The following is an 11,665-nucleotide window of genomic DNA, read 5'->3' as shown; positions in this document are numbered from 1 at the left end:
AATACCCAGAATCCATCAGCAAAGTAATCAATGAATCTATTTTTCGAAGAGTCCGGCGACTTTAAAGCAGGTGCTGTTTTGTCGCAACAAGGCGAGGCCTATCAGGTCGAACTGCCAACCGGCAAGCGCAGCAAGATCAAGTCGAAAGACGTGTTATTGCAGTACAGCGCGCCGACGCCACAACAACTGTTGGAAGACGCACAGAAGATTGCGCAAGAAGTCGATGTAGACTTTTTGTGGGAAGTCGCGGGTCAGGAGGAGTTTGGTTTTGCTGAGCTGGGCGCTGAATATTTTGGGCATGCGCCGTTACCGGTCGAAGCTGCCGGACTGTTGATGCGTTTGCATTCGGCACCGATTTATTTCTATAAAAAAGGTCGCGGACGTTATAAGGCCGCACCCGAAGCATCGCTGAAAGCCGCGCTGGCGGGCGTAGAGAAAAAGAAGCAACAGGCGCTGATACAGGCGCAATACGTCGAACAGCTGAAAGCCCATCAGTTGCCGGATGCGATGAAGCCGCTGCTGCTGCAATTGCTATTCAAGCCGGATAAAAACAGCATTGAATACAAGGCGCTCGAAACCGCCTGCAATGAACTGCAAACGACGCCGCAGCGCTTGATGCTGGCGGTTGGCGGGATTGCATCACCGAAGGATTTGCACTTTTCCAGGTTTCTGTTTGATTTTTTCCCGAAAGGGGTGGGCTTTCCAGCGATCAGCATTCCGACGGTGGCAGCATTGCCGGTGGCCGATGTGCAGGCGTTTTCGATTGATGACGTGACCACCACTGAAATCGATGACGCGTTGTCGGTAGTCACGCTGCCTGATGGCAACGTGCGCATCGGTATTCATATCGCCGCGCCGGCTTTGGCTATCAAGCGTGACGACGCGATTGATGTTATCGCCCGTCAGCGCATGTCGACCGTGTATATGCCCGGCGACAAAATCACCATGCTGCCGGATGCGCTGGTTGACGCGTTCTCGCTGGATCAGGGGAAAAATTGTCCGGCATTGTCGTTATATGCGACGCTGAACCCGCAGGACTGGAGCTTGATCGGGACTGAAACCAAAGCCGAACTGGTGCCGATTTCCGCCAACCTGCGCCACAACACCCTGGATGCGCTGGTGACCGAGGAAAATCTGGCCAGCGGTGAGGGCGACTATCCGCATAAAGCGGATATCGCCGTCCTGTGGCAATGGGTTGCGGTGCTGGAGCAAGGCCGTATGCTCAAGCGTGAAAGTTTTGGTTTGCGCCCGGAGCAGAACAATCGCGTCGATTTCAATTTCTACGTTGAGGACGACGTCGTCACTATCGCCCGTCGCAAGCGCGGCGCACCGCTCGACAAGATCGTTGCCGAGCTGATGATTTTTGCGAATAGCACCTGGGGCAAGTTGATGGCCGACCACGGCGTGCCCGGCATTTACCGCGCGCAAGGTGGCGGCAACGGCGGTTGGGCTGCAAAAATGCAAGTACGCATGGTGACGCACGCAGCGCCACATCAGGGCTTGGGGGTCGATCAATATGCGTGGAGCACCTCGCCGTTGCGTCGTTACACCGACCTGGTCAATCAATGGCAGATTTTGGCGTGCGTCCAAAATGGCGTCGCCGCGCCGCTGGTGGCGCCCTTCAAACCGCGTGATGCAGATTTGTTCGCGATTGTTTCCGCTTTCGATGCCGCCTATTCAGGCTATGGCGATTTCCAGTCGAATATGGAGCGCTACTGGTGTCTGCGCTGGCTGGGGCAAGCGCAGCTGAAACAGGTTGAGGCGGTGGTGCTGAAAGACGAAATTCTGCGTCTGGTCGACATCCCGCTGGTGATCAAGCTGCCGGGCATGCAGCAAGTTGCGCGCGGGGCGCAGGTGAAGCTCGATTTGATCCGCTGGGACGAAGTCGACCTGAGTGTGGAGGTACGGTTACTGGAGGTGTTGACGCCGCCTGCGACTGCCACCGAGGCCGATCAGATGGACCAACTGGAAGATGACGAAGTGTCGGAAGAACTCGATGCGGCAATGGATATGCCGCACGAAGCCGTACCGGAAGCTGGTGAAGATGCCGCTACCGAGGTCAACGACACTGCTGAGATCGCAGACGACAGCGTCGGCAACAGCGCAGACAGCACAGCTGCCGGTTTGAGTCCATCAACCTGAACAGCTCCGCAAGCTTCTACGACAAATTGCACGGAGCGATGGTGCTTTGTCGTAGAATTCCGGTCACTTGTGCAGCTGTTGCTGCTTATGCCATTTTCCAACGACTTATTTAGCGATCCTTCTTCCTGCGCGTGAAATCACTTTCTCAAAATCGCCTTTTATTTAGTGCCATCGCCATTTCGTTGCTGGTGCATGGTGCTGTGCTCGCAGTGCACTTTACTGCGCCCGATGCCTTCAAATTGAAACCGACCGATCCTGCGCTGGAAGTCATTCTGGTCAACGCCAAGCATAAGAACGCGCCGCTGAAAGCGGAAGCGTTGGCGCAGGCGAATCTGGACGGTGGCGGTAACGCCGATGCTGGTCGCGCCAAGTCGCCTTTGCCCGACATGCGTCAGTCAGAGGATGGCGATAGCCTGAACACGGCCCAGCGACGGATCGCTGCATTGGAGAAAAAGCAGCAGCAAATGCTATCGCAGATACAAAAGGCAACGCCATTTTCCGTGCCGGAAGCCACGCCGCAGGATAAGTCGGTCGATGCGGCACAGCAGGAAGACGGCACCGATATGATGGCGAATGCCAAAGCACTGCGACGCAAAGAAGCGGAAATCGCCAAGAACATCGAAGATTACAATAAGCGTCCCAAGAAAACCCAGATCACGCCAAGCACGCGCGGTGTCGAATACGCGATGTATTACAAAACTTTTGCGGATCGGGTAGAACACGTCGGTACGCTGAATTTTCCGCAAAGAAATGGCAACAAGTTGTACGGGAAACTGGTGGTATCGGTCCCGATTTATCAGGATGGCAGTATTTATAAAAGAGACGGAGGACTGCGCATTGAGCGAGGCTCCAACGTTTCCGGCCTCGATGCTGCAGCGCTGAGAATTATTGAACGGGCCGCACCTTTTGGCCGTTTTCCCGCGAATATGCGTTCGGGTGACAAGGACGATGTGTGGGAAGTCATTGTGACGATGGATTTTTCACGCGAAGGTCTGCTTGAAGCGCAATTGCGAAGCGGGAATAATTAAAAAATAGCAAAAATTATGTCTGATACTTCAACCCATCCCGACCACTACGTCGTCATCGGCAACCCGATCACGCACAGCAAGTCGCCCGACATCCACGCGCGCTTCGCCAGCGAGACCGGGCAAAATATCGACTATGTGCGCCTGCTGGCCCCGCTGGACGGTTTCGCCGCAACAGTCCGGGAATTTATCCAGCGAGGCGGAAAAGGTGCCAACGTCACCTTGCCATTCAAATTGGATGCCTATGCATTGGCAACCACCTTGACGGCACGCGCCCAAGCCGCCGGCGCGGTGAATACACTCAGGTTCGATCAGGCACACATTCTCGGCGATAACACCGACGGCATCGGTCTGGTGACTGACATCGTGCGCAATGCGGGCGTCGATTTAGCCGGAAAGCGCGTCTTGTTGCTAGGTGCGGGCGGCGCGGCGCGCGGCGCCTTATTGCCGCTGCTGCAGGCAAAGCCGGCGCAACTGGTACTGGCGAATCGGACCGTAGCCAAGGCGCAAGAGTTGGCGCAACAATTTACGCAAAAATTCCCCGGCGAAGACCCTATTATTGCTTGCGGCTTTGCTGACGTCCACGACCGCTTCGACGTCGTCATCAACGCTACCTCTGCCAGCTTGCAAGCCGATGTGCCGCCAATTGCGACTAGTGTCTTTTGGCCTGAGACGCTGGCTTACGACATGATGTACGGCAAACAGGCTACTGTTTTCATGCAATTCGCCAGCGCGCATGGCGCCACGACCCGCGACGGTTTGGGGATGTTGGTCGAGCAGGCGGCGGAGTCGTTTTTTGTCTGGCGCGGTGTCCGTCCGCAAACCTCCGCCGTATATGCCGCACTACGCGCGCAGCTTGGAAAATAAACATGAAGCCTGTCGGTAAGCTGGTCTGGCGTTTGTTGCTGATCGCAATTGCCGCAATCCTGGCGTTGCAGTTATATTTTTTCGCGCAGATTTGGTGGTGGGTTGATCACAATCCGAGTTCGACCAGTTTCATGCGGCATCAACTATCGGTGCTGCAGGAAACCGATCCCAATATCCGCTTGCAATACACGTGGGTGCCGTACAAGCGCATTTCGACCAATTTGAAGCGCGCCATTATCGCTTCCGAAGACGCCAACTTTTCCGAGCATGAGGGGGTCGACTGGGACGCGCTGGAAAAGGCCTACGAAAAAAATAGTAAAAAAGGCAAAATCGCCGTCGGCGGCTCGACGATTACCCAGCAGTTGGCAAAAAATCTGTTTTTATCCGGTGAGCGCAGTTATCTCCGCAAAGGTCAGGAATTCATCATTACCTACATGCTGGAATTCCTGATGGATAAGGAAAGGATTTACGAAATCTATCTGAACGTTGTGGAATGGGGGAATGGTGTCTACGGTGCCGAAGCTGCTGCGCGGCATTACTACAAGACCTCAGCGGCCAATCTCGGCACCAGTCAGGCTGCACGCCTGGCGGTGATGCTGCCGCGGCCGCGTTTCTATGACAAAAATCGGGGCTCGGGCTATCTGGCCAGGCGTACAGGATTGATTTTGCGACGCATGGGGTCGGCAGAGTTGCCGTAGGTCGGTTGGGGGCTTGCACGGCCACAAAAATAGGCCGCGTTTTGCGTAAGTCCTAAAAGGAAAAAACGGCGCTAAAACCAAGAGCTTTAGCGCCGTTTTCATTTTCTGTGAGCAGTTAACTCAGCTGCGCAAATGCCCCGCGCGCCGCCTCAAGCGTCGCGGCGATCACCGCATCATCATGCTGCGCCGAGACAAAGCCCGCCTCAAACGCCGACGGTGCCAGATACACACCGGCATCCAGCATCGCGTGGAAGAATTTGTTGAAGCGTTCTTTGTCGGTGGACATCATTTCGGCAAAAGTGTGCGGTACCTCTTTTGAGAAGTACAAGCCAAACATTCCACCGATCGCATCGGCGCAGAAAACCACACCGGCATCTGCCGCAACTTTGGTCAGGCCTTGCGCCAACTTGGTGGTCTGGGCGCTGAGGTGCTCATAGAAGCCAGGCGCCTGAATCAGCTTCAACGTCGTCATGCCGGCCGCAACCGCGACCGGATTACCCGACAGAGTGCCCGCCTGGTAGACGCCACCGAGCGGCGCCATGTGTTTCATCAGATCCGCGCGGCCGCCGAATGCCGCAACCGGCAAACCGCCGCCGATGACTTTGCCCAGTGCGGTAATGTCCGGCTGAATCTGGTACAGCGCTTGCGCGCCACCCAAAGCGACGCGGAAGCCGCACATCACTTCATCGAAAATCAACACGGTGCCATGTTTGGTGCACAGGCTGCGCATCGCTTGCAGGAATTCCGGTGTGGCGCGGATCAAATTCATGTTGCCGGCAACTGGCTCGACAATCACACAGGCGATCTGGTCGCCCATCTCTTTAAACGTGTCTTCCAGTTGCTCGACGTTGTTGTAGTCGAGTACCAGCGTGTGCTTGACGAAGTCTGCCGGGACCCCGGACGAGGTCGGATTGCCGAAGGTCAGCAAGCCGCTGCCGGCTTTGACCAGCAATGCGTCGGCATGGCCGTGATAGCAGCCTTCAAACTTGATGATCTTGTCGCGGCCGGTCGCGCCGCGGGCGAGGCGCAATGCGCTCATGGTGGCTTCGGTGCCGCTGGAGACCAGACGGACTTGCTCGATCGATGGCACCAGCTTGCAAATTTCTTCGGCGATCAGGATTTCGCCTTCGGTCGGCGCCCCAAAGCTCAGGCCGCGTGCGGCGGCGTCTTGCACAGCCTTGATGACGGTCGGATGCGCGTGACCGACGATGGCCGGCCCCCACGAGCCGATGTAATCGATATAGCGGCGCTCGTCCGCATCCCAGAAATAGGGGCCTTCAGCGCGGGTGATGAAGCGTGGCGTGCCGCCCACTGAGCGGAAAGCGCGCACAGGTGAATTGACGCCACCCGGCGTGGTCAATTGCGCGCGGGCGAACAGGGTATCGTTATTGGAGGTCATGTTGGTATGCATTTATTCAAAAATAGGATGTGATGCGCCCGGCGCGCCGGTAATCAAACAAGTTTGCGACGGCGCAGGGTCGCCAGAAAAGCTCAAGGCGATGGCGGATCCTGATCCTCGGAAAGTCCTTCCATCATCTCTTCACGAGCCCAGAAAAAACGATCCGGCACCAGCTTGCCCATGCCCAGCCGTTGTGCCGCCATCACCGCTGCCAGTGTGAATTCCTGTGCTTCGGAGACTGCTTCTGGGACATCCAGGCCATTTGCCAGCATCGCGGCGATGGCTGCAGAAAGGGTGGTGCCGGCGCCGCTAAACGAACCGGAAACGCGTGGCCAGCTGTCCTGCCGCAAAATGCCGGTATCGTTGAACAGCGTGTTGCTGACTTCCGTTGCGGCGCCAGGCGTGCCGGTGATGAACAGGTATTCACAGCCGAGCTCGATGATGTGCATGGCGTCGACAGTTGACATGTCTTCTGCCGACGGCTCGCGCCAAGTCTCTGCCAGGCGCGACAATTCCACCGCTGACAGCACCAGGACCGTGCTTTGCGGAATTAATAATTCGCGAATCGCGGTCAGCAGGTCTTCGCTATCCTGGCCCTGATCCGGCATAGCCGACAGGAAAGGATCGAAAATCAACGGGATGTCGGGATAGTCGGAGACGATTTCAGCGATCACCGAGACGCTTTCGATACTGCCGACGGCGCCGACCTTGAAGGCGGCGACCGGCATATCCTCCAGTAGAACGCGGGCTTGATCAGCGACCCAGTCAGCGTCAATTTGCTGGGTATCCTCGATCCGCGCAGTGTCGCCGATCAAAATAGAGGTAATCACGGACAATCCGTGACAGCCCATGGATGAAAATGTGGCAAGATCTGCCTGAATTCCGGCGGCGCCAACGGGGTCGGCAACGCCGAATGTCAATATAAGAGGAGAAGTTTGGTTTTGCACGGCGGGTAGATTAAGATATCCGACTTTGCATTTTACTTGATTGAAGGGTTGTCGCCGTGAGCAATACGAACGAAACATCAAAGCCAGCCTATAAAACCTGGATGTGTCTGATCTGCGGCTGGATTTACGACGAAGAGCAAGGCTTGCCGGAAGAGGGGATCGCCCCGGGTACGCTATGGGATGACGTACCAATGAACTGGACCTGCCCGGAATGCGGCGCCCGCAAGGAAGATTTTGAGATGGTGGCGATTTAAATTGCCGGACTAAGCGTGGAGTCGTCGATCTTGCTGAGCCCAACTACGCCTAAGCCAATAATTAAATCCTAAAGTCGCGATTTTGGTGCGAATTGTCTTCATGATAATTGTCGTGGAAGCCACTTTTTCGGGGTGCGATCCATAAAAGCCACAACAATTTATCGCGCTAAATAAATGTTAAGAAATGTTGTTCTAAAGTATCTTGATCTTTGTTACAGTGATGCCGTAAATCAAATTGGGCTTGGACGATAATCTCATGACACTACCACTTGCTAGCGCCAGCCTTAAGGTCATGGTGATTGACGACAGCAGTACGATCCGGCGCTCGGCAGAGATTTTTCTGAAGCAGGCTGGTTATGAGGTGATCCTCGCCGAGGATGGCTTTGATGCGCTGGCTAAAATCAACGATCACAATCCGGCATTGATTTTTTGCGATATTTTGATGCCGCGGCTGGATGGCTATCAGACCTGTGCCCTGATCAAGAAGAGCGCCAGATTTCATGCTACCCCGGTGGTCATGCTGTCTTCCAAAGACGGTTTGTTCGATCGTGCCCGGGGTGCAATGGTCGGCTCCGATGAATATCTGACCAAGCCATTTACCAAAGACAGTCTGCTAAAGACTGTACGCCAGCATACCCAGGATGCCAGCGCGGCATTGACTGCCGCTGCCATTCCGTCCGTAACGCCAGTGGCATTTCCCACACTGGCACCTATTCCGACTTGATTGAAGTAAAAGGTTGAACATGGCCATACAAAAGGTTCTTATTGTCGATGACTCTCCAACCGAGCGTTATTTTTTGACAGATATTCTGGTGAAGAGCGGTTACTCCGTCTCCACTTCCGAAAGTGGCGACGGCATCCTTAACAAGATCAAGGCCGACAAGCCGGACCTGATCCTGATGGATGTCGTGATGCCGGGTCAGAACGGTTTCCAGGTGACGCGTTCAATTACGCGCGACCCTGAGGTGCAAGATATTCCTATCATTATTTGTAGCAGCAAAGGCCTGGAAACGGATCGCATCTGGGGTTTGCGCCAGGGCGCGCGCGATTATCTGGTCAAGCCCATCAATCCGCAGGAGTTGCTGGCAAAAATCGCTGCACTCGGCTAACCCCACGCCCCCACCAACATGAGTCAATCAAACTCGGACCTGCAAACGCAGCCGTCAGAATTCTTGCCTGCGCGTAAATCAGGCGCCGATGCGGATGCCCGGCGCAGTCGTTTGCGCGAATTCCAGTCGCATTTGCTGGAGCGGATGCAGGCCGCTCGTAGCGGCGCGGATACCAATCAAAATCAATTAGGGCTTTTGATTGGGCAACAGCGCTGGCTACTCCGTTTGCAAGAGGCGGGCGAGATTGTCGCAGTCGATAGCATCACGAAAGTGCCGCTGACCCGGGATTGGTATCTCGGGCTGGCGAATATCCGCGGCACGTTGATTAGCGTGATCGATTTTGCGCGCTTCCAAGGCCAGGCTTTGACAGCGATCGACAAAGGCAGCCGGATTGTCGCGTTTGCACCGGCGTTGGCATTCAATAGCGGCTTGCTGGTGACGCGTGTCCTCGGCCTGCGGAATGTCGGCGAAATGGTATTGCAGCCGGCACCGCAAGCTGCCGATGATCCAGGTGCCGCACGTTATCTGGATAGTGAGTCGCAGCTCTGGACTGAACTCAATCTGGCACAGATCGTGCAAGATCCCCGGTTTTTACATGTAGGTGTATGAAGTCAATTTTTAAGAGTCCAGTTGGTTAATGTCAGCATTTGACGTTGGCAAGCGGTGGCATCGAATTTGCAATCAGGAGATTCTGTAATGGCGTTCAAACTACCGTTCCTGTTCAAGGCGGCAAAAGAAGAGCAGGTCCAAGGCGGCGACCTTCCAGGTCACGAGTCAGCATCGTCATTGGCGACCGCATCGGGAGAGCATGTCATTGTTTCGAATGACCCGCTGGACACCGTCATGGTGGAGCGTACGCCGCCAGGCCCGGAGTGGACATCCTCCGCCGAATCATCGGCGGAGTTTGATCCACTCCCAAAAACGCTCGAGACACACGCTTCGACCTTTTGGCCTGACGCCAGCCCTGCAGGCGCGCAGCCGTTTGCAGCCGCGGCTGCCACGCCGAATGCACCTGAAGAGTTATTCGTATCGTATCAGGACAAGCCATTGCCGTTGATCGGCAAATTGCCGCGACAACAGCAGGTGCGTGTCCTGCTGATGGCGTTGGGTGCGGCCCTGGTGCTGACGGTTGTCTTCCTGGTGCTGAACACCAAGAATGCGACGCTGAGCTCGATCCAGACCCAAATCGCCGGCGATGCGCTGATGCACTCGCAGCGGATTGGTAAAGCGACACCGAATGCTATCCAGGGCAATCCTGAAGCGTTTAAACAGTTGGCCGACAGCCGCAAGGAATTCAATCTGGACCTGGGTGTGCTGACCAAGGGCGGCGAATATAAGGGTAAGAACATCGCCGGACCTACTTCACACATGGCATCGGCGGCGGCAGACGTCCAGAAGGTCTGGTCGAATACCGACAAGGCAGCCGAGACCATTTTGACGCTGAGAAAAGAATTGACCGGTTTTGGTCAGACGTTACAAAAGCTGAATGGCATTTCACCGGTCTTGCTCGATCTGTCCGAACAGATTGCCACGCTGAAAGCCCAAAGCGGCGGCACGCCACGTGAAATTTCCGCCTCTTCGCAACTGGTGATGTTGACCCAGCGTCTGGGCCGCAGTGCCAATGAATTCCTGACCTCCGAAGGGGTAAACCCGGAAACCGCATTCTTGCTCGGCAAGGATACCAATACTTTCCGCGATATCGTCAGCGGCTTCCTGAACGGCAGCGAAGTATTACGCCTGCCAGCGGCCAAAAGCGATGAAGAGCGCGAGAAGCTGACCGAGCTGGAAAAGAACTTTGCCGAATATCAGGTCGCGGTTGCGGCGATTCTGAGCAACATGCAAAACTTTGTGTCGGCTAAGCAATCCGAACAATTGATCTTTACGGAAAACGAAGTACTGAAGCAACGCCTGAGTACGTTGCAAGACAGCTATCGGGCCACGCAGGATGGCCAAAGCGTGTCGTTCTGGCTGATGCTGGCGTCGGCATTGGCGGCATTGCTGGCCGCTGCCGGGATCGCCTGGGTGCAACTGCAGGATGGCCGTCGCCGGGCCCACGAAGCGGATCTGCGCCGTATCGAAGCGGAAGGCCAGCGCTTGCAGGCGATCAAGCAGGAAGAGGACGCGAGTAATGCCAACGACCAGAATCAGGCAGCGATTTTGCGCTTGATGAATGAGTTGCAGGAAGTTGCGGATGGTGACTTGACAGTGCAGGCGACGGTGTCGGAAGACATTACCGGTGCGATTGCCGACTCGGTGAACTACACCGTGGAAGAATTGCGCGGACTGGTTGGCCGGGTGACTGCCACCGCGCAGCAAGTGACGACAGCGTCCGATCAGGCGCAAAGCATTTCAATCGAATTGCTGGCGGCGTCGCAAAGACAGTCGCGCGATATTCAGGAAACCACGCAGGCGGTACTGGAAATGGCAACGCAGATTACCGATGTTTCCAAGTCTGCGAGTGAGTCGGCCGACGTTGCGCGCCAATCGGTGAGCGCGGCGGACGAGGGCGCCAAAGCGGTGGAAAACGCGATCACCGGCATGCACGAAATTCGCGAGCAGATTCAGGAAACCTCAAAGCGGATCAAGCGCCTGGGTGAGTCCTCGCAAGAGATTGGTGAAATCACCGAACTGATTTCCGACATTACCGAACAGACCAACGTACTGGCGCTGAACGCGGCGATTCAGGCAGCGTCGGCTGGCGAAGCCGGCCGTGGATTCTCGGTGGTGGCAGAAGAGGTGCAGCGCCTGGCGGAACGATCCGGTGCGGCGACCAAGCAGATTGGTGCGCTGGTACGAACGATTCAAACCGATACGCACGATGCCGTGGTCGCGATGGAAAAATCGACCCAGGGTGTGGTCGAAGGCGCGAAACTATCCGATGCTGCCGGTACTGCGCTGTCGGATATCCGGCGCGTGTCGAACCGACTGGCAGAATTGATTCAAAGCATTTCATCGGCTACCGAACAACAGGCGAATTCGGCAAATGGCGTTGCAACCAACATTCAGAATATTCTTACAGTGACGGAAAAAACACGGGAAGGTACGCGTCAGACGGCCTTGTCGATTCGTGAATTGTCCAAACTTGCGGAAGACCTGAAGAGTTCGGTGTCGCGCTTCCGCGTCACCAATTAGGGTTTAGGACCACCAACCATCTGACCTGCCATGCAAAGCATGGAGACGTCGTATGCAGCCATGCTGCAGGTCAGGTCAGGCTCGGTTGGGCG

At 55.8% G+C, this 11,665-nt stretch carries 11 protein-coding genes; 9 read left to right on the top strand and 2 right to left on the bottom strand.

Features of this window, described 5'->3' with window-relative positions; translation table 11 throughout:
• Window positions 1–30 precede the first annotated feature (30 nt).
• The 4 genes from AC3CHX_RS23880 (at window position 31) to mtgA (ending at window position 4,732) form a co-directional block, all read left to right on the top strand.
• Window positions 31–2,142 carry a ribonuclease catalytic domain-containing protein gene (locus AC3CHX_RS23880; RefSeq protein ID WP_488630460.1) on the top strand — a complete coding sequence of 704 codons (2,112 nt, stop codon included), beginning with the start codon at window positions 31–33 and terminating at the stop codon, window positions 2,140–2,142.
• A 131-nt stretch (window positions 2,143–2,273) separates the two neighbouring features.
• Window positions 2,274–3,170: an energy transducer TonB gene (locus AC3CHX_RS23875; RefSeq protein WP_488630459.1), complete on the top strand. Its 897-nt coding sequence runs from the start codon at window positions 2,274–2,276 to the stop codon at window positions 3,168–3,170.
• A 15-nt stretch (window positions 3,171–3,185) separates the two neighbouring features.
• Complete coding sequence (gene aroE / locus AC3CHX_RS23870) at window positions 3,186–4,034, top strand: shikimate dehydrogenase (RefSeq protein WP_488630458.1); 849 nt, start codon at window positions 3,186–3,188, stop codon at window positions 4,032–4,034.
• Between the two features lie 2 nt (window positions 4,035–4,036).
• The gene (gene mtgA, locus AC3CHX_RS23865) at window positions 4,037–4,732 is read left to right on the top strand and encodes a monofunctional biosynthetic peptidoglycan transglycosylase (RefSeq protein ID WP_488630457.1); all 696 of its coding nucleotides are present in this window, start codon (window positions 4,037–4,039) and stop codon (window positions 4,730–4,732) included.
• 115 nt (window positions 4,733–4,847) lie between these two features.
• Here mtgA and hemL read toward each other — a convergent pair whose 3' ends face one another.
• Both hemL and thiD read right to left on the bottom strand, forming a co-directional pair.
• Window positions 4,848–6,131 (bottom strand): glutamate-1-semialdehyde 2,1-aminomutase, encoded by a 1,284-nt coding sequence (gene hemL / locus AC3CHX_RS23860; protein WP_488630456.1) that lies wholly within the window; start codon window positions 6,129–6,131, stop codon window positions 4,848–4,850.
• A 92-nt stretch (window positions 6,132–6,223) separates the two neighbouring features.
• Complete coding sequence (gene thiD / locus AC3CHX_RS23855) at window positions 6,224–7,078, bottom strand: bifunctional hydroxymethylpyrimidine kinase/phosphomethylpyrimidine kinase (protein ID WP_488630455.1); 855 nt, start codon at window positions 7,076–7,078, stop codon at window positions 6,224–6,226.
• 101 nt (window positions 7,079–7,179) lie between these two features.
• On the opposite strand from thiD, the gene AC3CHX_RS23850 reads away from it, so the two are divergent.
• The 5 genes from AC3CHX_RS23850 (at window position 7,180) to AC3CHX_RS23830 (ending at window position 11,573) form a co-directional block, all read left to right on the top strand.
• Complete coding sequence (locus AC3CHX_RS23850; RefSeq protein ID WP_488644915.1) at window positions 7,180–7,332, top strand: rubredoxin; 153 nt, start codon at window positions 7,180–7,182, stop codon at window positions 7,330–7,332.
• Window positions 7,333–7,588: 256 nt separating this feature from the next.
• On the top strand, window positions 7,589–8,056 hold the full coding sequence (locus AC3CHX_RS23845; RefSeq protein ID WP_488630454.1) for a response regulator: 468 nt from the start codon (window positions 7,589–7,591) through the stop codon (window positions 8,054–8,056).
• Between the two features lie 19 nt (window positions 8,057–8,075).
• Entirely contained in the window at window positions 8,076–8,441 is a 366-nt protein-coding gene (locus tag AC3CHX_RS23840; RefSeq protein WP_488630453.1) for a response regulator transcription factor, read from the top strand.
• Window positions 8,442–8,459: 18 nt separating this feature from the next.
• A complete protein-coding gene (locus AC3CHX_RS23835) occupies window positions 8,460–9,050 on the top strand; it encodes a chemotaxis protein CheW (RefSeq protein ID WP_488630452.1) in 591 nt (196 codons plus the stop codon).
• Between the two features lie 87 nt (window positions 9,051–9,137).
• Window positions 9,138–11,573, top strand: coding sequence for a methyl-accepting chemotaxis protein (locus AC3CHX_RS23830; RefSeq protein ID WP_488630451.1), 2,436 nt, complete (start codon window positions 9,138–9,140; stop codon window positions 11,571–11,573).
• Window positions 11,574–11,665: the final 92 nt, after the last annotated feature.

This window comes from Glaciimonas sp. OK215, from assembly GCF_057787885.1.
This window is presented reverse-complemented; position numbering and strand designations above follow the sequence as displayed.